General features: G+C 36.4%; 22 protein-coding genes. 14 read left to right on the top strand and 8 right to left on the bottom strand.

Going from position 1 to position 22,844, the window contains the following annotated elements; all coding sequences use genetic code 11:
* Positions 1-26: 26 nt before the first annotated feature.
* The 5 genes from JYB65_RS08205 to JYB65_RS08185 form a co-directional block, all read right to left on the bottom strand.
* A complete protein-coding gene (locus JYB65_RS08205) occupies positions 27-1,382 on the bottom strand; it encodes a nitrogenase component 1 (RefSeq protein ID WP_206582162.1) in 1,356 nt (451 codons plus the stop codon).
* Positions 1,383-1,401: 19 nt separating this feature from the next.
* The gene (locus JYB65_RS08200; protein ID WP_206582161.1) at positions 1,402-2,925 is read right to left on the bottom strand and encodes a nitrogenase component 1; all 1,524 of its coding nucleotides are present in this window, start codon (positions 2,923-2,925) and stop codon (positions 1,402-1,404) included.
* A 282-nt stretch (positions 2,926-3,207) separates the two neighbouring features.
* Positions 3,208-4,506, bottom strand: a complete 1,299-nt coding sequence (locus JYB65_RS08195) for an O-acetylhomoserine aminocarboxypropyltransferase/cysteine synthase family protein (protein WP_206582160.1) — start codon at positions 4,504-4,506, stop codon at positions 3,208-3,210.
* Between the two features lie 314 nt (positions 4,507-4,820).
* On the bottom strand, positions 4,821-5,564 hold the full coding sequence (locus JYB65_RS08190) for a DUF4367 domain-containing protein (RefSeq protein WP_206582159.1): 744 nt from the start codon (positions 5,562-5,564) through the stop codon (positions 4,821-4,823).
* Positions 5,554-6,108, bottom strand: a complete 555-nt coding sequence (locus JYB65_RS08185; RefSeq protein WP_206582158.1) for an RNA polymerase sigma factor — start codon at positions 6,106-6,108, stop codon at positions 5,554-5,556. The genes JYB65_RS08190 and JYB65_RS08185 overlap by 11 nt, the downstream gene beginning before the upstream one ends.
* A gap of 211 nt (positions 6,109-6,319) precedes the next feature.
* On the opposite strand from JYB65_RS08185, the gene JYB65_RS15110 reads away from it, so the two are divergent.
* A complete protein-coding gene (locus JYB65_RS15110) occupies positions 6,320-6,454 on the top strand; it encodes a CPC_1213 family protein (RefSeq protein ID WP_280634487.1) in 135 nt (44 codons plus the stop codon).
* Between the two features lie 47 nt (positions 6,455-6,501).
* Here JYB65_RS15110 and recF read toward each other — a convergent pair whose 3' ends face one another.
* From recF to dnaA, 3 genes are all read right to left on the bottom strand, one after another.
* Positions 6,502-7,593, bottom strand: coding sequence for a DNA replication/repair protein RecF (recF, locus tag JYB65_RS08180; RefSeq protein WP_206582157.1), 1,092 nt, complete (start codon positions 7,591-7,593; stop codon positions 6,502-6,504).
* A 91-nt stretch (positions 7,594-7,684) separates the two neighbouring features.
* The gene (gene dnaN / locus JYB65_RS08175) at positions 7,685-8,791 is read right to left on the bottom strand and encodes a DNA polymerase III subunit beta (RefSeq protein WP_206582156.1); all 1,107 of its coding nucleotides are present in this window, start codon (positions 8,789-8,791) and stop codon (positions 7,685-7,687) included.
* A gap of 174 nt (positions 8,792-8,965) precedes the next feature.
* Entirely contained in the window at positions 8,966-10,309 is a 1,344-nt protein-coding gene (gene dnaA, locus JYB65_RS08170) for a chromosomal replication initiator protein DnaA (RefSeq protein ID WP_206582155.1), read from the bottom strand.
* A 441-nt stretch (positions 10,310-10,750) separates the two neighbouring features.
* Here dnaA and rpmH point away from each other — a divergent pair, with 441 nt between their 5' ends.
* The 13 genes from rpmH to JYB65_RS08105 all read left to right on the top strand — a co-directional run bounded on the left by rpmH (position 10,751) and on the right by JYB65_RS08105 (position 22,842).
* Positions 10,751-10,885: a 50S ribosomal protein L34 gene (gene rpmH, locus JYB65_RS08165; protein WP_206582154.1), complete on the top strand. Its 135-nt coding sequence runs from the start codon at positions 10,751-10,753 to the stop codon at positions 10,883-10,885.
* A gap of 81 nt (positions 10,886-10,966) precedes the next feature.
* A complete protein-coding gene (gene rnpA, locus JYB65_RS08160; protein WP_206582153.1) occupies positions 10,967-11,305 on the top strand; it encodes a ribonuclease P protein component in 339 nt (112 codons plus the stop codon).
* A gap of 16 nt (positions 11,306-11,321) precedes the next feature.
* A complete protein-coding gene (gene yidD, locus JYB65_RS08155; RefSeq protein ID WP_206582152.1) occupies positions 11,322-11,531 on the top strand; it encodes a membrane protein insertion efficiency factor YidD in 210 nt (69 codons plus the stop codon).
* 12 nt (positions 11,532-11,543) lie between these two features.
* Positions 11,544-12,242, top strand: coding sequence for a YidC/Oxa1 family membrane protein insertase (locus tag JYB65_RS08150; protein WP_206582151.1), 699 nt, complete (start codon positions 11,544-11,546; stop codon positions 12,240-12,242).
* 21 nt (positions 12,243-12,263) lie between these two features.
* The gene (jag, locus tag JYB65_RS08145; RefSeq protein WP_206582150.1) at positions 12,264-13,106 is read left to right on the top strand and encodes an RNA-binding cell elongation regulator Jag/EloR; all 843 of its coding nucleotides are present in this window, start codon (positions 12,264-12,266) and stop codon (positions 13,104-13,106) included.
* A 147-nt stretch (positions 13,107-13,253) separates the two neighbouring features.
* On the top strand, positions 13,254-14,690 hold the full coding sequence (gene mnmE, locus JYB65_RS08140; protein WP_206582149.1) for a tRNA uridine-5-carboxymethylaminomethyl(34) synthesis GTPase MnmE: 1,437 nt from the start codon (positions 13,254-13,256) through the stop codon (positions 14,688-14,690).
* Between the two features lie 153 nt (positions 14,691-14,843).
* Complete coding sequence (mnmG, locus tag JYB65_RS08135; protein ID WP_206582148.1) at positions 14,844-16,736, top strand: tRNA uridine-5-carboxymethylaminomethyl(34) synthesis enzyme MnmG; 1,893 nt, start codon at positions 14,844-14,846, stop codon at positions 16,734-16,736.
* 69 nt (positions 16,737-16,805) lie between these two features.
* Positions 16,806-17,516, top strand: a complete 711-nt coding sequence (rsmG, locus tag JYB65_RS08130; protein ID WP_245156625.1) for a 16S rRNA (guanine(527)-N(7))-methyltransferase RsmG — start codon at positions 16,806-16,808, stop codon at positions 17,514-17,516.
* A 141-nt stretch (positions 17,517-17,657) separates the two neighbouring features.
* Complete coding sequence (locus JYB65_RS08125) at positions 17,658-18,458, top strand: ParB/RepB/Spo0J family partition protein (protein WP_206582146.1); 801 nt, start codon at positions 17,658-17,660, stop codon at positions 18,456-18,458.
* Positions 18,459-18,876: 418 nt separating this feature from the next.
* Positions 18,877-19,650, top strand: a complete 774-nt coding sequence (locus tag JYB65_RS08120) for a ParA family protein (protein ID WP_206582145.1) — start codon at positions 18,877-18,879, stop codon at positions 19,648-19,650.
* A complete protein-coding gene (locus JYB65_RS08115) occupies positions 19,650-20,573 on the top strand; it encodes a ParB/RepB/Spo0J family partition protein (protein ID WP_206582144.1) in 924 nt (307 codons plus the stop codon). The genes JYB65_RS08120 and JYB65_RS08115 overlap by 1 nt, the downstream gene beginning before the upstream one ends.
* Positions 20,574-20,843: 270 nt before the next feature.
* Positions 20,844-21,122, top strand: coding sequence for a DUF1294 domain-containing protein (locus JYB65_RS08110; protein ID WP_206582143.1), 279 nt, complete (start codon positions 20,844-20,846; stop codon positions 21,120-21,122).
* A 631-nt stretch (positions 21,123-21,753) separates the two neighbouring features.
* Positions 21,754-22,842, top strand: a complete 1,089-nt coding sequence (locus JYB65_RS08105; protein ID WP_206582142.1) for an efflux RND transporter periplasmic adaptor subunit — start codon at positions 21,754-21,756, stop codon at positions 22,840-22,842.
* Positions 22,843-22,844: the final 2 nt, after the last annotated feature.

Here is a 22,844-nt window from a genome sequence, read left to right as displayed (position 1 = left end):
TCTATTGGGCGGAATGCAGCTTCCAGTTAAGCGCTTGCGCTGATGGCAATCGTAAATATTTTTTCAAGTAAGGACAACGCCCCTTTATATCCCACGTTTGCTCTTGATAAAACTACTTCATAGGAGGAAGGGAAGCCGATTTCAACAATATTTCCACCCAGCTGTTTTGCTGCATCCCGATCCCAGGTTGTTCCTAAAATAATAGCAGGTTTCTCCTCTGAATTGAGGAGGGCTTGCTCCACTAGATACCCGTCTTCCAAAAAGAGAGGAATGACGCTGACATCCTCTGCGATGTTTGCAAATTCTTTTCGAATACTGTCCTTGTATTCTTCCGGAGGGTTTTCCGTTATAATTTGTTTAACCGGAATCAATCCCAGCTGGTTGACAAGGAATTTTGTAAGGGCCAAATTATAGCTGCTTTCACCCAATACAGCAAATTTTGAAGGAACCCCCCACCAATATTCTGCATAGAAATCAGAAAAGTCCTCCAAATATTTGTAATAGTGTTTTTCTTCTTTTTGAATGAATTTTTCTGTTTTTTTCGAATCCACTCCTGCAAAGTCTGATACTTTTCTTAGAAACTCAGACGTTGCCTTTGCTCCGATAGGGATAGCCGGTATATGTAAAAACGGCTGATCGTATTTTTTCTCAAGATGTTCTGCCGTTTGCAGACCAAGCCAGGTTGAAAGGACTAAATTAAACTGCGCCTTGGGAATTTCATTCCATTCCTTAATACCCTTTGAATCATGACCGAATAAAATATTAACCTTCAACCCTATGCCCTCAAGAACGCGCTTGATTTCAGAAAGATCACCCCGCCAAAATGGATTTTGGTAAGGAAGCTCCGTCCAGACATTCACTACGTTCTTTTTCTTTTGCCCTTCATAGTCTCCTACATATTGATCAATAATTGCCTTCGTCACCAATTCATGACCTGTATAATTATTTCCTTTGAATCCGCCTGTTTCGGCATAAACGATCGGAACACCTTTTTCTTGAAATTTTGTTACAACGGACGGCACATCGTCCCCCACAAGGTCGGAAATGCAACCTGTAAGTACGACAAATAAATCCGCATCAATGACCTTTATGGACGCTTGTATCAGTTCTTCCAGCCGCTCATTGCCGCCAAACACAACTTCTTTTTCCGAAGCGTTCACGCTGGGAGGAACCGCTCCGCCGCCATAGCCGCCTCCTTGAAATCCGTTGTAAAAAGCCAGATTTGTATATTGTTTATCGGCACAACCGGGTCCGCAATGCACAATAGGAACCACTCCGGGAATGGCGCTTGCGGAATACATAGCGCCGATAGAGCAGCCATACCGCGGCCGGCTGATTGAATTTGTTTTTTGATCTTCATATGAAATTTCAACCTTTGACATATTTATTTAACCTCCATGATTAATCTTGATAGATGAGTTCCGGATTTTTTGCAAGGATATAGGGATCTTCCTGACTGAGCCACCATTTTGTGTAAGGCAGCTTGACATGCTGTGCCAGATCCTCGTGGAATTTTTTTCGCTGTAAAACGGATATAATTGCTTCACCCAGATTGACAATACCTTCATACCCTACTGCAATATGTTCGTCTCCGAGAGGCGCAGCGGGAATACCCAGACGGGAGGCAAGAGGTGCAAGTCCATTATGCCGTATTAATAAAAAGTCCGGCTTCGCCTTTTTAAGCAGAGCATAAAGCTGATGCGGCTGCCTGTTGCTGACACTGAAATTTTCCACATCGCCGTAATTATTTACAAGATAAGCCAGGGAATCCTGTATCGGATCTTCACTGTCATAAATCGGATCATGATGAAAGACCAAAGAGCCGTTCACCTCGATGCCCAGTTCTCTTAAAACGGTAATCAACCCGTGAGAATAAGCAGAGCCTGTGGCAACGTATCCTTTTACCCCTTTAAGCTTTTTCCTCAGCTCTTCCACTTTAGGGGCTAAACGCTCCCGCTCTCTTTTTATGTAAGCTTCGCAAAGCTCTTCCCGGTGGGTGATTTTTGCAAGACCCCGGAGCCAGGCATCCGTTCCGGAAAAGCCATAAGGCTGCGGTGCTTTCAATTCGGGAACCCCAAAATTTTGTTCCAGCCCCTGTGCTAAATAGGAGGAAAGCGTATTGCAAAAACCGACGGTGGCCGCTGCCTCCGACATCTGGGCCAAATCTTCAACGGTGGCCAGATCGATAACATAATTCACACGCAGATTCAGTTCCTTCAGCATAGGGGTGAATACATCGGAACCCCAGAGGTTGATTACATTGACCAAATCCTCCTGCTTCTTCGGATTTTTTCTGACGATACTTCTCAGAATGCCATGCTGCGTGGTATCAAATCCCGTACTCCAATGCTTCGAACGAAAGCCCTCACAATGAAGGGGAACAACAGGAATTCCAAGCTTTTCTGAATATTCGGCGGCGACACTGTCCACATCATCCCCGATGATGCCGGTGGCGCAGGCGGTTCCGATAAAAATTGTATTGGGTTTATGTCTTTCCCAAGCGTCGCGTATCGTCTGTGCAAGTTTTTCAATACCGCCGAAAACCATATCGCCTTCCTTCAAGTTTGTGGAGATAATTTTAAGATTTTCTACAGGAAGTCCTCGGATAGCAAGGCCGTTCCGGTAAATCGAATTATAAATGGTTTGGCTTACCGCGCAGCCGATGGGAGAATGCTGAATCAAGACGGCATCCCGCACATTTCCGGCCTGGCATTCTACCATCTGTTCACTACAGACAGAACCTTGTGTAAAAGGCCCTTTTATTTCACAGAGCTCGCAGCCCTTGCCTTTTTTATTGCCGCAGCCGCGTACAGAATAGCCCGATTCTTCTACCAGTTTTGACGCTTTGCCGTCCCAGGCGATAATCGTACCCAAACGCTGTTCACGATTTTCAACCGTAGTAGGGGCTAAATTAATTTTACCCATGTTAATACCTCCATTCATGTTTTTATATCTATTCTAAAAAGCGGTTTTTTCCAGTTCTCTTTTGTTTTCATAGTTTTTGATGACTTAAAGACCCGCCATCTTTTAATCGAATCGAATTGAAGCAACGTAAAAATTGGCTTTGCCACTCTGTATTCTTCTTTTTATTTAAGTAAAAAACGATATTTCCTACTTCAATAAAAAAAGAGACTATTTTCAATCTGTAAAAACAGGATTGAAAATAGTCTCTGGTTTATTCAGTCAACTACTTCTTCATCTTACCTTTTATTTTAATGACTCGAAAGCTTCTTCAATATCATATAAAAGGTCATCAATATGTTCATTTCCGATGGAGAATCTTACCGTATTCGGTTTGATACCCTGATCAAGCAATTCTTCCGCCGTAAGCTGTGAATGGGTTGTGGATGCCGGATGAATAACAAGACTCTTTACATCAGCCACATTTGCAAGCAAGGAGAAAATTTGAAGGTTATCGATAAATTTCTTAGCCTCTTCTTCGCCGCCTTTAATTTCAAATGTAAAAATTGAACCGCCGCCATTCGGAAAATACTTATCATAGAGTTCTTTATTTCCGCTGCTTTCCAAGGAAGGATGATTGACTTTTTCAACCAGCGGATGATTCAACAAATATTCAATAACTTTTTTTGTATTTTCAACATGCCGTTCAACTCTGAGCGACAAGGTTTCCAATCCCTGCAGGAATAAAAATGCATGTTGCGGAGAAATGGTTGCCCCTGTATCACGAAGCAAAATAGCTCTTATTTTTGTAACATAAGCTGCCGCACCAACTGCCTTTGTAAAGCTTATTCCATGATAGCTTGGATTTGGATCTGTAATGGACGGGAATTTTCCGCTGGCTTCCCAATCGAATTTACCGCTGTCTACAATCACACCACCGATTGCCGTGCCATGTCCGCCAATAAATTTTGTAGCGGAATGAACGACGATATCAGCACCATATTCAATAGGGCGAATCAGGTAAGGAGTTCCGAACGTATTATCGATTATAAGCGGTATCTTATGTGCATGAGCAATCTTTGCGACTTCCTCAATATCAATTACATTGGAATTCGGATTTCCCAAAGTTTCAATAAAAATAGCCTTTGTGTTATCCTGAATGGCATTTTCAAAAGCATTTTCCTCCTCCGGATCAACAAATGTTGTTGTGATTCCGTATTGAGGCAATGTGTGTGCAAGGAGGTTATAGGTTCCGCCATAGATGGTCTTTGCAGATACGATATGATCACCTGACAGTGCAAGGTTTTGAATAGCATATGTAATGGCTGCTGCACCTGAAGCAACTCCTAACGCTGCAACACCGCCTTCCAGCGCTGCTATTCTTTGTTCAAAAACGTTCTGTGTCGGATTGGTTAATCTGCCATAGATATTTCCGGCATCACGAAGTCCAAAACGTGCTGCTGCATGTTCACTGTTGTGAAATACATAGGATGTCGTTTGATAAATCGGAACTGCTCTTGCATCTGTTGCAGGATCTGCAGTCTCCTGTCCGATATGAATTTGTTTTGTTTCAAATTTTAAATTTCTTTCGTTAATTTTACTCATGCTTATCACTCCTTTATGATTTAAATTTTACTTGTTCAGTCTTTCTCTACCGTGGCTTTCGAGTTCCGTCATTTACCGTTGCTTCATTTCGTACGATTTAATCCATATAAAACCTATATGTTTTATGGTATACTAGCACGGCGTTTTATTTTTGTCAACACTTAATTTTTATAAAATCTATATGTTTTATATTAATTAAAATAAAAAAGGCTCTGTAAAACAGAACCCGTTATTTGGAATATACCCTTTCTTCTTAATTTTTAATAGTATTTTATTATTAAAACGTAAAAAGTAAAAATATTATTTTTTTAAATTTATTGTAGATTTACATAAGCTATACTATCTGCCACTTCCACAGCTTTCTCTATCGTTATATCATAAGTTATTAAAGTAAATTCATATCCGTTGTCTGCCCATACTAAAATATTACGGCCTTCTTTGGACGTATATAAAGCATCTTTATTATTTACTTTTGTTTTACCTACCACTGCATTTTCACTGTCGATTGATTGATTCCACTCACCTATCGGCGTATAATCTAAAGAAATATAAATATCTTCCTTTTCTTTCATAGAAAAAGTTAATCCTTTTAGGCTTCCCAAACTGTCTGCCTCAATCAGTTCATAACCCTCAGGTAGGGACATCGGATAAAAAACATTGTCCCATTCTTCCGGAAACTTTTCCTTTACCTCCGGACTGACATTTCCTTTTTCCACAATATTAATATCCATGTATTCCCCATGATCTATGCCGATAATATCAAAGAACTTGATACGAAATGCATCTACATTCGTAGTAATGACTGCGAAAGTAGCCGTTATGCATATCATAATCATCGCGGCTAATCGAAGAACTCTTTTTGATCTTTTCTTTTTATTCTTTTGTAACGCTAGTATTTCAAATTCTCGAATCATTTGCAGCATTTTTTCATCAAGCGTTTTCGGAACAACGATTGAATTTCCTTGAGATTCCATTTCTAAGATTTCTTTTTCTGTTTCTTCAAATTCCTTAGCCGCCTTTTTTAATTCAAATTCATTGAATTCATTTTCAAAATTCATTAAGCATATCCTCCTTTTCCTCTAAAAGTGAATTTGCTAATTTTCTCTTAGCCCTCATTATTCTAGTTCTTGTATTTTCATAGGATAATCCTACTGTTTCGGCTATTTCTTTTATGGTTTTTTCCTCGATATATCGTAATGTTAAAATCTGCTTATCTATCTCTTTTAAATCATTTAAACTTAAATTCAACTGTCTGGCTATCTCTTTTTTTATAATCATTTTTTCTAAACAAAAATCATCCTCTATAGTTAATAACTCTATTTCTTCTTCATTTGTGACATCCCATCTATTATTTTCCTTTCTGTAAATATCGATGGAAGTATTTTTTGCAATCTGCATTAAATAACCTTTGGCTCTATAGGGTTCAAAGGAACTGAATTTTTCTATATGACAAAAAGCCTTAAAAAATATTTCCTGAACAGCTTCTTCCGCAACCTGTTCATTTTTCAAATACTTTAAGGCAATATAATATACTGTTTTTTTATGCACTTGATACATTTCTTCAAATAGCGACCTTTGTCTATCATCTAAAAAATTCATCATAAAAATATTGATCATCTTTTCCCTATCTTTCATACCCTTGAATTTAAATGGATAATAATTCCAATGTTTTTATATTAAATCTTTGTCTGATAAAATACAACAAAAACACTCATATATTTACAAGTATTCTTTAAAATAGTCATTCAAAAATACTCATTATAAACTTAAAATAACACAAACTAAATTTAACAAACTGAAAAGGAGTGTAGTCATGAACAATAATAACCATAAGAAAAATAAAAAAGAAGACGGTAAATTTAAATCAAAGAATATAAAACATGATCCGCAAGCGGAAAGTGCAAGAGCTGTATTTGGATTAAAAGAAAACCCGTCAAAAAATGATTAGTAAGAAATCAAAGCTGCACTAGAATTAATTTTTTAGTGCAGCATTTTTTACTGTGTGACTTGTCCGTTATTTACATAAAAAGTATACCCTTGTGGCAAAGATACTTTTACTTTTTCGGACATCTCTGCAGCTGTGATAAAAAGCTGCGTATCCGACAAAGAGTTAATCAAATAATTTTGTCTTTCTTCATCCAATTCGGATAATACATCGTCTAATAACAATATAGCATCTTCTTCCGTTTCTTCTTTGATTAACATGATTTCCGCAAGTTTCAATGACAATGCTGCCGTTCTTTGCTGACCTTGCGATCCGTATTTTCTGATATCAATTCCGTTCACTGATATTTTTAGGTCATCACGATGAGGTCCTGTACTTGTATTTCTTCTTTGGATATCTTTTGCAGTAGAATTTTTTACTTTTTCTAAAAATATAGTTCTTTGCTCTTCCAATGTCTCCATTGTAGGAACATTGGATTCATACTGAATATGTAATTTTTCTTTTCCATTCGTGATATTTTTGTGGATTTTACTACTGATTTTATCAATTTTTTTTATAAAATCTTCCCGCTGAAGAATGATTTTAGAACCATATTCCACCAATTCATGATCCCATATTTCCAATAAAGAAATCCTCGGAGAATTTTCTTTTAGCAACGTATTCCGCTGCAGTAAAACTTTTTTATATTTAGATAGATTGCTGTAATACATCGGTTTAATTTGACAAAGTTCCCGATCGATAAATTTTCTTCTCCTTTCGGGCTCTTCTTTTACAATTTTCAAATCTTCCGGAGAAAATACAACAATATAAACACTTTCAAGCAGTTCCGAAATTTTCTTTATTTTTCTCCCGTTTAATTTAACAGCTTTGCTCTCTTTACTGACAGCCATTTCCACGCAGATTTCTTCATTCTTTTTTTCCGCATCAATTTTAAGCCTGAAAAATTTGCAATCAAAACGAATCATCTCATGATCATTGGACGTTCGAAAGGACTTTCCAAGAGAAGATAAAAAAATAGATTCTAAAATATTTGTTTTTCCCTGTGCATTATTCCCGAGGATGATATTCACTTTTGGATGAAATTCAAGCTTCAGATGCTCATAATTTCTAAAATCCTTCAGCTCTATCTTTGTAATATTCATATTGCTTCCCTATATACTAAAATTATTTAATACAAATAGCCATTCTATTTTCTAACAAAAAGGCTGTCTGTTTTGACAGCCAAAAATGTATTTAGTTTGTAGTCAATCGAACCGGTAAAATTAAGTAGGTAAATTGATTTCCGTTCACAGGTTTTACTAAACAAGGACTGACGCTGGTATTGAGCTCCAATAAAATTTGATCTTCATCAATCACCTTCAATACATCGATCAAATATTTTGAGTTAAATCCTATATCTAAATTCTCTCCTGTTTTTGAAATAATGACTTCTTCCTTTACATTTCCTTCTTCAGATCTGGAAGTAATGTTCATCAAATTCTCCGATATGGATAATTTCACTAAATTATTTTTACCTTCTTTTGCGAAAAGAGAAGCTCTTTCAATGCTCTCAAGGAAATTTCCTTTATTTAATACGACTTTCGTTTTACTTTCTTTTGGAATAATATCCCTATATTTAATAAACTCCCCTTCTAAAAGACGAAGAACAACTCGAGTACCTTCTAAAATAATAACTGCTTTTTTTTGATCTAAAATAATATCAAGGTCTTCATCTTCCACTTCGGAAACAATTTTACTGATTTCATTTAGTATTTTGGAAGAAATAATAATTTTCTTTTCTCCGGCGTTCTTCATTTCTTCTTTTAAGACCGCCATTCTGAAACCGTCTAACGCGACCATATTTAAATAATTCTCTTGCAGCTCTATTAAAACACCGACGATAACTCCTTTGGATTCATCTACACTTGCGGCAAAAGCTGTTTTTCGGATCATTTCTTTAAATAATTCTCTGTCTAAAGAAAGTCTTTCGTTTGTATCGATTGTGCTGATGTTTGGAAATTCATCCGATGGGAAACAAACGATATTGAATTGAGAAGTGGAACAAGTAATAATTAACGTATTTCCTTCTTGTAGGTCGAATGTGATGTTTTCATTTGGGAGTTTTCGGATGATTTCTCCGAAAAGTCTTGATAGAACGACAATTTCCCCTTCTATAGCAATGTCTGCTTCTATAATTTTTTCTATACTTAAATCCAAATCAGAAGCTGTCAAAATAAGCTTGCCATCTTTCGCTTTTAATAATATTCCCTTCAAAATAGGAATTGTTGTTCTGTTGGTTACCGCTTTTGAAACAGTGTTTATAGCTTTGGATAAAACTTGCTGATTGCAGGTAAATTTCATTTGGCAAAACTCCTTTTTCTTTTTAATTAAACTTAGTAGTATTAGCAGTAGTAGCTGTGGATTTGTTGATAAACCCCTTAACCCTTTGAAATTGCTTTAATAATTACTAATTTTTTACTGTTGATAACTTGTATAATAAATGCTCGCTTTTTTGTATAATTGTTGATAACCATTTTATCTTTTCTCATTAATTTCTCGTTGAAGTGTTTCGATCACTTCTCTGATAGATTCATTCATTTTTATTTCAGATGAAATTTTTTCACACGCATGCATGACGGTGGTATGATCGCGGCCTCCGAAATATTCGCCTACTTTCGGAAGAGAAAGATCGGTCATATCTCTGCATAAGTACATAGCAATTTGTCTGGGGAATGCCAAGGCTCTGGTTCGCTTAGCAGATTCAATCTCAGTTGTTTTAATGTTGAAATGTTTGCAAACCTGCTTTTTGATCAGTTCCGGTGTAACTTCTACTTCTGTATTGGACATGATATCTTTCAGCACGTCTTTCGCAAAAGCCACATTAATTTCTTTATTGATTAAGCTGGAATAAGCGATTACTCTTGTAAAGGCTCCTTCCAATTCTCTGATATTCATTTTTATTTTTTCTGCAATCAAATGAATGACTTCTTCGAGGTTATCATCCATGTTTATATTTTCAAGCACAGCCTTTTTCATTAAAATGGCTACTCTGGTTTCATAATCCGGCGGCTGAATGTCTGCAATAATATTCCACTGAAATCTGGAACGCAGACGTTCTTCTATTTTTGTTAACATAGCCGGGGGCCTGTCGCTGGATATAATGATTTGTTTATTTGCATCATATAATGTATTGAAAGTGTGGAAGAATTCTTCTTGTGTGGCTTCTTTTCCTTCTATAAATTGTATATCGTCTATTAGCAATACATCTATTTTTCTGTATTTATTTCTGAATTCTGTATTTTTCTTTTCTCCAAGAGCTTTAATCAGCTCGTTTGTGAACATTTCTGAGGAAACATAAAGCACTTTTAAATGAGGATGATTTCGAAGTATGTACTGACCGATGGCATGCATCAAATGAGTTTTCCCCAATCCGGAGGCGCCATATAAAAAAAGCGGATTGTATGCTTCGGCCGGTGCTTCGGCAACCGCAACAGAAGCGGCATGCGCATAACGATTATTGTTTCCTACAACAAATGTATTGAAATTATATCTCGGATTTAAATAATATTCATCCGGAAAACGCTTTTTCATCGCATCGTATTCGTCTTCTTGCTTTTCTTCTGTGCTTTCATTTAATTCCAAAATGACTTCATATTTTTTCCCGAAGGCAACCTCCACCGCATTTGTAATCAAGGTTAGATATCTTGAAGTTAAAATATTGTAATTCATGTCACTGCATGGATTTAAATAAAGTTTATTATTTCTCTCATCTGTTCTGATTGGAATAATCGGAACGAGCCAAGTATTATAACTCACTTCTGTCATTTCAGGAAATAGTAAAGCCAGCGCTTTCTCCCATTTTTCATTGATATCGTTCATTTATCTACATCCTTACTAATTATATTGTTTATACAAGAACTATAACTATAACGGAATAACTATAGTTTGTAAACAATCGAATAAAAAATATATGGTGTCATTCTATTTAGAGTAACATTATAGCACGAATATATAATATCAAGTAAGTTATCCACAGGCAATAGTTAAATTTTCTTTGTTCATTCATCATGGTAAGAGAATTTATCCACATATAGTGGACAAAGTTGTGCATATTTTTCACAAGTACAACTAGATATAGTTTTTTAAGTCTAAATTGCAAAAAAATCTTTTTAAAATTTATTTTAGATGGGTTAATAGTTGATTATAATCATTGACATCAGAAATTTCGGACTGTATAATTATAGGGCATGTATAGCGCATGTGCGTGTTGAAATTTAGATGCGCATCATTAAGGGAAACAGAACAAGGAGGTGTTTTGGAATGAAAATGACTTATCAGCCGAAAAAGAGGCAGAGATCTAAAGAGCATGGATTTAGAAAAAGAATGAGTACAAAGAACGGTAGAAATGTACTGAAGAGAAGAAGAGAAAGAGGAAGAAAAGTGTTATCAGCATAGAGACCGCAAAAGTGGTCTTTTTGTTTAGAGATTGACTTTATTTCGATCTTGAATTGCATAAACCTTTTATATGGTGATGTAATGCTAAAGCAAAATGTATTGCGCAATAAAAAAGATTTTTCTGCTATTTACAATAAAGGAAAATCCTTTGGAGGAAAGTATGTCGTACTTTTTTTTAGAAGGAATGGTTTGCCATATAATCGATTGGGATTTTTGGCTAGTAAAAAAGTAGGAAACAGCGTATTGAGAAACAGATCAAGAAGACTGATGAAAGAAAGCTATCGAGTTTTGGAACCTAAAATAGGGACAGGTTATGACCTTATTTTCATTGCGCGAAATACCATCAATGGTGTAAAATGCGCAGAAGTTTTAAAATGCATAGAATTTTTAACGAGCAGAGCCGGGATATTAAAAAAATAATAAGAAGGTGAACTATTTGAAAATAATAGTAATAGGTTTAGTGAGAGGTTATCAGAAATTCATTTCTCCTTTATTTCCGCCGACTTGCCGGTTCTATCCAACCTGTTCTACATATTTTATACAAGCTGTTGAAAAATATGGAGTAATGAAGGGCGGTTTTCTTGGAATTAAAAGGATTTTAAAATGTCACCCCTTTCATCCTGGGGGATATGATCCTTTAAAGTAGTGGAGGAAATTAATGCAAGCAATTATTGGTATTATTGCACAGCCTCTGGCATGGTTGTTGAGTTATATATATAGTTTGATTAGCAACTATGGTATAACACTCATTGTCTTTACCGTTTTTGTAAAATTTTGTTTGTATCCGCTCTATGCGGCTCAAGTAAAATCAACTGTCAGAATGGCAGATATACAACCGAAAGTGGCGGCTTTGCAGAAAAAGCACGCAGATGATAAAGAAACAATGAATATAAAGATGATGGAACTTTATAAAGAAGAGAAGTTTAATCCGATGGGCGGTTGTTTACCGATGATAATACAGATGCCTATTATATTTGGACTTTTCGCTTTATTAAGAGATCCAATGCAATATCTTTCAAGTGATTCGATGTTATTGGCTATTCATGAATCTTTCTTTTGGATTAAGGATTTGAGCCAGCCGGATGCATGGATTCTTCCAATTGCATCAGGTATTACAACTTTTATTTCTTTTAATCAGACACAAAGTCAGCAGGGGAGCAATGCTATGAATCCTCAAATGGCTCCTATGATGAATATGATGAAATATTTCTTCCCAATTATGATTGTTTGGATGGGTAGATCATTTCCGGCAGGCTTGGCAATGTACTGGTTCATTGGAACAGTGGTTCAAATCGGATTTAATTTTAGACTAAATTTCCTTAGAAAAAAATTAAAGGGTAAGAATCAAAAGAAATAAAGTTATTGAGGGGAAAAGAATATGAATTACGCAGAAAAATGGGGAAAAGATGTGGACGAAGCCGTCCGACTTGCCCTCATTGATTTAAAATTGACGATAGATCAAGTTGAAGTAATTGTATTGGAAGAATCTTCAAAAGGTTTTTTTGGTATAGGATCTAAACTGGCAAAAGTAAAGGTTATTCAAAAGGACATCGAAAAACCTGCAGAGAAGATCAAACAAAAAGAACCTGTAAAAGAAACTCCAATCGTAGATTCTAAAAATGGCAGCGCTTATAAAGAACAGCCTAAAAAAGAATTTGCAAAAAAAGAAAAAAAGGAATTTAAAGAACCGAAGGAATCGAAGGAACCGAAGTCCAGCAGCAGAAATTTTGAAAGTCTGGAAAGTATGAAGGCCGAAAGACCGGAAGATTTAGTTCCTGTTACCGAATCTCCCGCTTTAGATTTCTTAAAAGAAGTAACAGAAAAGATGGGATTGAATGTCACTGTTACAGCTGAAGAAAATGAAAATAGTATCTATATTGACATTAACGGTAAGGACTCCGGCACTGTAATCGGTAAAAGAGGGCAAACCTTAGATGCCATTCAGTATTTAACACGTTTGGTAGTGAATAAAGATGATGAAAAATATAAACGAGTTGTTGTGGATGCTGAAAATTATAGAGCGAAACGAGAGAAAACCTTAGAACAGCTTGCAGGCAGATTAGCTGAAAAAGTTGTTCGGACAAGGAAGAGTGTGCGTCTTGAACCGATGAATCCGTATGAAAGAAAGATCATCCATGCGACTCTTCAAAGCAACCCTAAAATCACGACAAGAAGTGAGGGTGAAGAACCGTATAGAAGGGTTATAATTGAAATGAAATAGTAAGTGTTTTTCATGGAAATATTTATTATTTAAAATGATTGATGAAGGTAGCCCGAAAGGGCTATCTTCTTTTCTAATACTCTGTTAAAATGTGTAATTATGAAAAGGTGCCCTTTGAATTGATAAAATCAATGAGAGGAGAAAAATATGGATGAAACGATAGCAGCGGTTGCGACAGCTTATGGAGAAGGCGGAATCGGGATCATAAGAATAAGCGGAGAAAAATCCTTGGAAATTTTAGATAAGGTTTTTTTGCCGATTAAAAAAAAGAGTAAAAAGCAGAATAATAAAGAAGGCATTTTTTTACCGGAATCTGTTGGAATGGCTATAGGAGAGTCCATTGTTAATAGACGATTAACTTATGGAAATATCATAGATCCGTTAACCAATCAAATGATTGATGAAGTACTGACTGTCTATATGAAAGCACCTTACACCTATACGACGGAAGATATTGTAGAAATCTATTGCCATGGCAGTATTGTATCTTTAAGGAAAATACTGGAATTGGTTTTAAGGATAGGGGCCCGTTTAGCAGAACCGGGTGAATTTACAAAGAGAGCTTTTTTAAATGGACGGTTGGATTTATCTCAAGCCGAAGCAGTTATCGATCTAATCAAAGCAAAAAGTGATAAATGTTTCGATGTAGCGTTGGGTCAGCTGGATGGAAGTCTGACGAAAGAAATTACAACCATAAGAAATAACCTGATGGATGTCTTGGTGAATATCACGGTTAATTTAGATTATCCGGATGAAGATATAGAAATAATAACGTATGAAAACTTAATAAATAACCTATCGCAGATAAACGATATGATTGGAAAATTAATTGCTACAGCCGATACAGGAAGAATTATTAAGGAAGGTCTTCAAGTGGCGATTATAGGAAAACCAAATGTGGGAAAATCCTCTTTGATGAATGCGCTGCTTAAGGAGTCACGCGCAATCGTGACGGAGATTCCGGGAACGACTCGTGATACCATTGTTGAAGATATGACCATTCGAGCTATTCCGGTGAAATTGATTGATACGGCGGGCATCCGTGAAACGGAAGATATCGTAGAAAAAATCGGCATTGAAAAGAGTAAAGAAAGTTTCAATCATGCGGATTTGATTATTTTAATTTTAGACGGAAGCAAACCTTTATCGGAAGAAGATGACCATATTATCGATATTATCGGAAAAAGAAAAGTACTCGTTTTAATCAATAAGATCGATGTGGCGCAGGTTATTGATGAAGAAGACATTCAGAGACGTTTGGCAAATGCGATTATTATAAAAACAGCAATTAAAGAAGATATAGGAATCAAAGAAATTGAAGATGAGATAGAGAGCTTAGTTTATAACGGTGAAGTGAAGCAGTCCGGCAATATTTTCATAACGAATGTCCGACATAAGAATTTACTTACTTCTGCTAAATCGGCTATTGACGATGCGATAGAAATGGTGGATCGCAGGGAAGCTCTTGAATTTATTGAAATTGATGTGAAACGAAGCTGGGAATTTCTCGGGGAAATCATCGGAGAAACGGTCAGTGAAAGTATTATAGATGAAGTTTTTGCACGATTTTGTCTCGGAAAATAACGAGGACAAAAGATTCCGCCACCTCTTTAGGTGGGGGTGCAATTTAATTTTAAAGGCGGTGGGCATATCCCCCGCCTCGTTGAAACGCACAGAGGTAAGAAAAATTTCTATAGTCGAAATTTTTCTACTTAGGCGTTATAAAGAGGTAGTGAGATGAACTATTTTATCATGGATGAATATGATGTTATTGTAATCGGTGCGGGACATGCCGGCTGTGAAGCAGCTCTTGCTTCTGCTAGAATGGGAAAGAAAACCCTTGTATTTTCTATGAACTTAGAAGCCGTGGCTATGATGGCATGCAATCCTTCTATCGGAGGAACCGGAAAAGGTCATTTGGTCCGGGAAATTGATGCACTCGGCGGAGAAATGGGAATGAATATCGATAAAACATTTATTCAAAGCAAGATGCTGAATACGGCAAAAGGTCCGGCGGTTCATTCTCTTCGAGCCCAAGCAGATAAAGAACGGTATCACGCCGAGATGAAACGAACCATGGAAATACAAGAGAACCTTGATTTAAAGCAGGGAGAAGTGGTTGATATTTTTGTGAAAGACGGAAAAGCATGCGGTGTTATTCTGAAAACAGGTTCTGCCTATAAAGCAACGGCAGTGATATTGGCGACCGGTACTTTTCTGAGAGGTAAAATTTTTATTGGGGAATGGGCTTATGACAGCGGTCCAAATGGACTGGCACCATCTATGGAGCTTGCGGCCAATCTCAGAAAGCATGGATTGGAACTTCGCCGTTTTAAAACAGGAACTCCTGCGAGAGCGCTGGCAAGTAGTTTGGATTTTTCAAAAATGGAGGAGCAGAAGGGCGATGAAAAAATTGTACCATTTTCCTTTATGAACGATGATTTACAGAAGGAACAGGTTTCTTGCTGGTTAACCTATACGAATGAAGAGACCCATACCGTGATTCGAAACAATTTTTCACGATCTGCACTGTTCGGCGGACAAATTGAGGGAATCGGTCCAAGATATTGTCCTTCTATTGAAGATAAAGTGAATCGTTTCAGTGATAAGGAAAGGCACCAGCTGTTTATTGAACCAGAAGGTCTTTCTACAGAGGAAATGTATATCCAGGGAATGTCTTCAAGTTTGCCGGAAGATGTCCAGCGAGCTTTTTATCAAACAATTCCGGGATTGGAGCATTTGAAAATTGTTCGTCCTGCTTATGCGATTGAGTACGACTGTATTGATCCGTTGAATTTGAAGACAAGTTTGGAAAACAGAACCATTGAAAATTTATTTTGTGCCGGTCAATTTAACGGAAGTTCCGGCTACGAGGAAGCGGCAGCACAAGGGTTGATCGCCGGAATTAATGCGGCACTTAAAGTGGATGAGAAGCAGCCTTTCGTATTGGATCGTTCCGAAGCTTATATCGGTGTGCTGATTGATGATCTTGTTACAAAGGGAACCAATGAACCTTATCGAATCATGACTTCGAGAGCAGAATACCGATTGGTACTACGGCAGGATAATGCTGATTTGCGTTTAACGCAGCGGGCGTATGATATCGGTCTAGTTAGTCAAGAACGGTTTCGAAAATTTTTAGAAACGAAAGAGGCGGCAGATAAAGAACTCGAAAGACTTCAAAACACCATTGTTATGCCGAATCAAGTAAATAAATACCTTGAAAGTATTGACAGTTCTGCTTTACAAAACAGGGCTTCCTTGACAGATTTGCTTAAAAGGCCGGAAATCACCTATGAGAATTTGGCTCCGATTGATTTGGAACGAACTGAAAAATTATCCATGCACTCGGTTACGCAGTTGGAAGTGCAAGTGAAGTATGCCGGCTATATCACGAAGCAGTTGCAGCAAATCGAGCGGTTTAAAAAATTGGAGAATAAGAGATTGGATGCGGATTTTGATTACTCACAGGTAGACAGTCTTCGTATTGAAGCGATTCAGAAATTGAATCAGTTTAAACCGATTTCGGTGGGACAGGCATCCAGAATATCCGGCGTTTCTCCGGCAGATATTAACGTTCTTTTGGTACATCTTGAAAAAATAAAAAGAAGCAGAAAGATGCAATCATAAAAAGTATATTGTTAATAAACAATAATGTTTAAATTTCAATGATTTGGCTTTATTAATATGGAGAATTATATGAAACAATTAGAAAAAGCATTGGATACTTTATCGATTCCTTATACGGAGGAAATGATCGATAAATTTGAAAGATATATGCAATTGGTGCTTGAGTGGAACGAGAAAGTGAATCTTACGGCGATCACGGAGCGAGAAGAATTCATTAAAAAACATTTTATCGATTCCGTTCTTTGTTATTCATTTCCTGAGATGAAAAAAGCGCAGACCGTTATTGATGTAGGAACAGGTGCAGGATTTCCCGGAATACCCCTTGCATTGGTATATCCGGAGAAAAAATTTGTATTGATGGACTCTTTAAATAAGAGATTGAAGATTATTGATCAAATTTGCAGCGATTTGGATATCCAAAATGTGAAAACGCTGCACGGACGTGCGGAAGACCTGGGAAAAAGCAAAATGTATCGGGAAAAATATGATATTTGTGTTTCCCGTGCGGTTGCCAATTTAGCCACTTTATCTGAATATTGTCTGCCTTTCATTAAAGTAGGCGGAGCTTTTCTGGCGTATAAAGGAAACAAGGCAGAAGAAGAAATCAAAGAAGCAGAGAAAGCCATTCATCTCTTAGGTGGTAAATTAATGGAGGAACGTCAAGTTAAATTAGATGATTTCGATTTAGACCATCATATACGGGTTATCAGCAAATGTAAAAATACTCCCGCAAAATTTCCAAGAAAAGCGGGAACCCCATCGAAAGAACCCTTGAAATAGCGAATTTTGAGGGTTTTTTGTTTATTATTACTGCCCGCAAAAGGACAAGCTTCTGATACTATTTAACTAGAGATTATTGAGTGATACTTGCGAGTCCTGATGATTGTGCTCGCCGGATAAGGATTGTGAGGAGATACTTAAATGTTTAGTAGAAAGAATATTGAAGTGCCAATTGATATGATTGTCATTAACAGTGAACAACCGAGAAAATTTTTTAAAGAGGAAGAACTAATAGAATTGCGTGATTCTATTATGGAATATGGTGTTCTGCAGCCAATTATTCTTAAAAAGGGTAAGGATGGAGAATATCTGTTGATTGCGGGAGAACGTCGTCTGCGTGCTTCTAAATTAGCAGGACTTTTAAAGATTCCGGCTATTATCAGAGAAGCCGATGCCAAAGATATTGCTTTAATTGCGCTTGTAGAAAATGTTCAGCGTGAGAATTTATCCTACTTGGAAGAAGCTATTGCTTATAAGAAGTTGATGGATGATTTTGGATTGTCACAAGTGGAAATCGCAAAGCGCGTGGGTAAGCAGCAATCTACGATTTCTAACAAGATTCGGCTATTGAGCTTACCGCGGAACATTCAAAATGCGTTGGTAGAAAATCAATTAACGGAACGTCATGCAAGGGCTCTGTTAAAAATAGAAGACGATGATTTAAGAAAAAAAGTCTTGGATCGAATTATTTTAAATAATCTAAATGTCAAGCAGAGTGAGAAATTAATCAGTGATGTGTTAGAAAAACATGCAGAAGAAAAACGTAAAGGACAGAAGATCAGTTTTATCAATCATAAGATTTATTTAAATACCATTCGAAAAACGTTTAACCAAATCAAAGAATCGGAAAGTGATGCGAAGTATTTCCAAGAAGATTTGGGTGCATTTTATGAAATTAAAATCATTATACCGAAAGGAAACAATTGTAATCAAGTCTCTTAGTACATAATATAACCATTTATGTAAATAAAAGTAAAAAGTGATAATCCCTTAACCTTTAACTAGCTATTGTTTATAATATAAGCAATAGCTAGTTATTGTTATGTGCTGAATTTAATCCACAAGATGTTGTTATTTGTGGTTCTTTTAAATGTTATTATTGTATATAATTTATAAGTAAGATTTATTTGTAATGATTTATGAATTTTTTGAAGAAGCATTTGAAACAAATAATAAAAAAGTCATATGTTTCACGTGAAACATATAAAAAAGTGTGGTTATATTTTCAGTTGTGATATATAATGAATTAGTAACTATTAATTCACTATCATTAAAAATTAAATATGAATTTAACCAGCTTATAATCTACAATGGTTCTGTACCATTTGAGTTGAAGATCTAATATAAATGGAGGTATGTTTTGAGTAAAACTATAGCAATATTTAACCAGAAGGGCGGGGTTGGTAAAACAACTACTAATATAAATCTGGCTGCATGTTTAGCATTAAAAGGTAAGAAAATCCTTATACTGGATATTGATCCGCAAGGCAATACTACTAGTGGCGTAGGAATTGCAAAAAAGGGATTAGATAGAACTACATATGAAATTCTAGTGGATGATACAATTGCTCCTGAGGAAGCAATCATGCATACGAATGTAGAAAATCTGGATATCATTCCTGCCAGTGTACAGTTGGCAGGAGCAGAAATTGAATTGGTTCAATTAGAAGGCAGAGAAAAAAGGTTAAAAAAGGCGATCGACAAGATTAAATCAAATTATGATTATATTTTTATTGATTGTCCGCCATCCTTAGGATTATTGACAATTAATTCTTTAACTGCAGTAGATAGTGTTTTGATTCCAATCCAGTGTGAATTTTATGCACTGGAAGGAGTAAGCCAGCTGATGAGTACCATAGAATTGGTAAAAAAGAGCTTGAATCCATCTCTACAGATACAGGGTGTTATCTTAAGTATGTTTGATGGAAGAACGAATCTATCTATCCAAGTTGTAGAAGAAGTAAAGAAATATTTTAGAGAAAAGGTTTATACGACTGTTATCCCAAGAAATGTTCGATTAGCTGAGGCACCAAGTTATGGAATGCCAATTACAGAATATGACCCAAAATCTGCCGGTGCAGCTGCATATTTTGAATTTGCGGAAGAATTTCTTGATTTGGAGGCGAATGAATAATGGCGACACCAAAAAATAGAGGGCTGGGAAGAGGGCTGGAAGAACTTTTTAGTGCAGTTGAGATTAATGCTTCACAGATAAGTGATAATACGCCTAGAGAAAAGAACAGTTCAGATACTTTGGAGGATCGGAAGAATACCATCTTGTATCTAGACATTAATGATATCAAACCGAATATTAATCAACCAAGAAAACGGTTTGATGATGAAAAAATTGATGAACTGGCGACTTCCATCGAAACCTATGGGGTTATTCAGCCAATTGTTATCCGACCTGCTGAAGTTGGTTATGAAATCGTCGCCGGTGAAAGAAGATGGCGTGCTGCAAGAAAAGCGAATTTAAAAGTTGTGCCTTGTATATTGAAAGAATTGACTGAAGAAGAGAACATGGTCATTTCTATTATAGAAAATATGCAGCGTGAAGATTTAAATCCGATAGAAGAAGCAGAAGCCCTGCAGCAAATGGTTGAACGTTTTGGTTTGAGCCAAGAGCAGATATCAAAAAATGTGGGTAAAAGCAGGCCTTATATCACAAATTCTCTTCGTTTGTTAAAATTGCCTATACCGGTAAGGAATTATGTAATAGAGGGTAAACTAACCAATGGACACGCCAGAGCTATCGCAGGTATCGCGGATGAAGATACAAGAATAGCTATTGCTGATAAGGTGGCTGAGGAAGGATTGTCTGTTCGTGAAGTTGAATCGCTGATTAACAGCATTTCTGAACCGAAAACTAAGAAACAAAAGGAAAAAAGAGAAAAAGCACCGGATATTTTAATGGTGGAAGCAGAATTAAAAGAAATCATGGGAACAAAAGTGAATTTGAAACTCTCCGGCAATAACAAAGGCAAAATTGAAATTGAGTACTATAATCGTGAAGAGCTCGAACGATTGATTGAATTTTTAAGGGGTTTAACCGAATAAATTAATACCATCGCATTTACAACTGATTTGTGAATGCGATGTTGTTGTTTTAGCGGGAATATTGTTTTAATTTATTTTGTTCCATCTCATTTATTCGAATATGTTTCACGTGAAACAATCAATACAGATAAGCAGGGGATCGTTTTACATAGAAAAGAATAGATTTATAAAATAAGAATCAAAACTTTAAAGAATGAAAAGAAAAATATAATAAAGATTTTAACAAAACTATTTGAAAGAGGTTCAAGAAAAGTTCAAAAGAGGTATAGGATGAAATATTTTGAGATCATATTAATCGCTTGGAATGTGATAACCTTCAGCATGATGGGAGTTGATAAGTATAAAGCAGAGCATAAAAAATGGAGAATAAGAGAATCTGTATTGCTTATTTCCGCCTTTGCAATGGGAGGAGTAGGAACCATAACAGGATCTAAAGTATTCAGGCATAAAACTCAGAAAACAAAGTTTAAAGTATTGTTACCGTTAGCGGTAATTCTTAATATTATATGCTTCTATTTTATTATGCAGAAAATATCGCTTGCGATATGACGGGGTATTATAAAAAGCGCGAGTGACTGGAGGCTAAAATCACCTCGCAGAGGCTTTTTTTATAATAGTTGAGGCGATAACGTAGAAGATTAAATAAGATCTTCAAAAACAGAAATAGCGCCGCTCATCCCATAACATGGTGTTTGACAAGCGGCGCTATTTCTGTTCGGTTAGCATTTCTGGCGGACTCACCCCTTTCTCTTTGATACAAACATTGAATACTAACTAATCTTGTCCAACAACCTTTGGACATTCTATCATAAAGTTAAAGTATTTTGTTTGGTATCTGTTTTATGACTTTATTATAGCACCTGTAATTTAAATTGCAAGTGTTTTCTGAAAAATCCCACAATTATCTTAAAAAGTTTTTTGTAAGCGCTTTAAATGCTTAAATAATGGATGAATTTGGAAATAAATGTTGATATTTAAATCATAAAGTATAAAGCTTATAGACGATTTATAAAAGACACAGTAGATTGTTAAGAAAGATTTAATAAATGAAAGGCGAAAATTGCGGTATAATTAAAACGTTAAAAGCATGAAATCTGTGGGTTTTATCTTGCTTTTAACGATCATCAAACCTTAATAAAATCAAAAAAATAAGAAGGAAATTTTAAAAGGGGTATTAACAATGAAAGAAAAAATAAAATTTAAGAAAAAGTGGATATTGATTCCTGCCATAATATTTATTGTAATTGTTGTCATTGGAGTCGTTATCGGACCTTTTAAATCGAGTAAGGCCATTGGAACGCCTGTATCTGCAAGCACTGCAGAAACGATGACATTGGAGCAGGCAGTATCTATAAAGGGAACGGTGGAAGGAACGGAGAAGGCGCAGATTCAATCTACGTTAAGTTCCGAAGTAAAAGCCGTATATGTAAAAGAGGGGGATATTGTATCAAAAGGCCAGCAGCTGGCCTTGTTGGACGACGGGAGTACCCAGGAACAATATAACAAAGCGAAGATTGACTTAAGTGAGTTAAAAAGACAATATGATCTGGCAAAGTCCTTATATGAGCAAGGGGCAAAACCTCAAGAAGAGTACTTAAAAGCGAAGGCTGATTATGAATCTGCATCCGCGATGATGTCCTCCTATGATTTGACTAAAAAGAATATAACAAGTCCTATCAACGGTACGGTAACCAGGGTAAATGTTACGGTGGGAAGCAACGCAAACGATACGGAAAATAATGAGCCGATGTTTATTATAGAGGATCTTAAGAACCTTCAACTAAAGGTAAATATAAGTGAATACGATATCAGTAAGATTAAAGTAGGCCAAGAGGTAGGCATTACGGCGGAAATGCTTGGTGATCAATCCGTGAAAGGTGTGGTTTCAAGAATCGCGCCGTCAGGAGAACAAAAAAAAGACGGCACTGAAATGGTGATTCCTGTTGTAATCGCTATTGAGAAAGGAGACAGCAATCTTATCGCCGGTGTTACAGCAAAAGCAAATATATTGATACAAAAGAAAGAAAATGCTTTATCCGTTCCGATTGATGCCGTTTTAGAAGATGTATCAGCAGGTAAAACCTATGTATTCGTCATTAAAAAGAATGTATTGCATAAGGTAGAAGTTAAAACTGGTCTTGAAGGAGACTTCAATATAGAAATTATCTCTGACAAGGTGAAACCCGGGGATCAAGTTGTTCTCGCACCAACCTATTCGTTGACCGATGGAATGCCTGTAACCGTTTCCGGCAATGATGCGGTACAGTAAAG

Origin of the sequence: Clostridium aminobutyricum (assembly GCF_017255415.1) — a bacterium.
In the GTDB taxonomy this organism is placed as follows: Bacteria; Bacillota; Clostridia; order Peptostreptococcales; family Anaerovoracaceae; genus Aminipila; species Aminipila aminobutyrica.
This window is presented reverse-complemented; position numbering and strand designations above follow the sequence as displayed.

Bases quoted from the DNA above. Each gene is read 5' to 3' on its own strand.
- recF (WP_206582157.1), bottom strand. From the start codon at position 7,593: ATGAATATTACAAAGATAGAGCTGAAGGATTTTAGAAATTATGAGCAT.
- jag (WP_206582150.1), top strand. From the start codon at position 12,264: ATGAATTACGCAGAAAAATGGGGAAAAGATGTGGACGAAGCCGTCCGA.
- rsmG (WP_245156625.1), top strand. From the start codon at position 16,806: ATGAAACAATTAGAAAAAGCATTGGATACTTTATCGATTCCTTATACG.
- rpmH (WP_206582154.1), top strand. From the start codon at position 10,751: ATGAAAATGACTTATCAGCCGAAAAAGAGGCAGAGATCTAAAGAGCAT.
- mnmG (WP_206582148.1), top strand. From the start codon at position 14,844: ATGAACTATTTTATCATGGATGAATATGATGTTATTGTAATCGGTGCG.
- rnpA (WP_206582153.1), top strand. From the start codon at position 10,967: ATGCTAAAGCAAAATGTATTGCGCAATAAAAAAGATTTTTCTGCTATT.
- JYB65_RS08205 (WP_206582162.1), bottom strand. From the start codon at position 1,382: ATGTCAAAGGTTGAAATTTCATATGAAGATCAAAAAACAAATTCAATC.
- dnaN (WP_206582156.1), bottom strand. From the start codon at position 8,791: ATGAAATTTACCTGCAATCAGCAAGTTTTATCCAAAGCTATAAACACT.
- JYB65_RS08185 (WP_206582158.1), bottom strand. From the start codon at position 6,108: ATGATGAATTTTTTAGATGATAGACAAAGGTCGCTATTTGAAGAAATG.
- dnaA (WP_206582155.1), bottom strand. From the start codon at position 10,309: ATGAACGATATCAATGAAAAATGGGAGAAAGCGCTGGCTTTACTATTT.
- JYB65_RS08150 (WP_206582151.1), top strand. From the start codon at position 11,544: ATGCAAGCAATTATTGGTATTATTGCACAGCCTCTGGCATGGTTGTTG.
- JYB65_RS08195 (WP_206582160.1), bottom strand. From the start codon at position 4,506: ATGAGTAAAATTAACGAAAGAAATTTAAAATTTGAAACAAAACAAATT.
- mnmE (WP_206582149.1), top strand. From the start codon at position 13,254: ATGGATGAAACGATAGCAGCGGTTGCGACAGCTTATGGAGAAGGCGGA.
- JYB65_RS08115 (WP_206582144.1), top strand. From the start codon at position 19,650: ATGGCGACACCAAAAAATAGAGGGCTGGGAAGAGGGCTGGAAGAACTT.
- JYB65_RS08105 (WP_206582142.1), top strand. From the start codon at position 21,754: ATGAAAGAAAAAATAAAATTTAAGAAAAAGTGGATATTGATTCCTGCC.
- JYB65_RS08125 (WP_206582146.1), top strand. From the start codon at position 17,658: ATGTTTAGTAGAAAGAATATTGAAGTGCCAATTGATATGATTGTCATT.
- JYB65_RS08200 (WP_206582161.1), bottom strand. From the start codon at position 2,925: ATGGGTAAAATTAATTTAGCCCCTACTACGGTTGAAAATCGTGAACAG.
- JYB65_RS08110 (WP_206582143.1), top strand. From the start codon at position 20,844: ATGAAATATTTTGAGATCATATTAATCGCTTGGAATGTGATAACCTTC.
- JYB65_RS15110 (WP_280634487.1), top strand. From the start codon at position 6,320: ATGAACAATAATAACCATAAGAAAAATAAAAAAGAAGACGGTAAATTT.
- JYB65_RS08190 (WP_206582159.1), bottom strand. From the start codon at position 5,564: ATGAATTTTGAAAATGAATTCAATGAATTTGAATTAAAAAAGGCGGCT.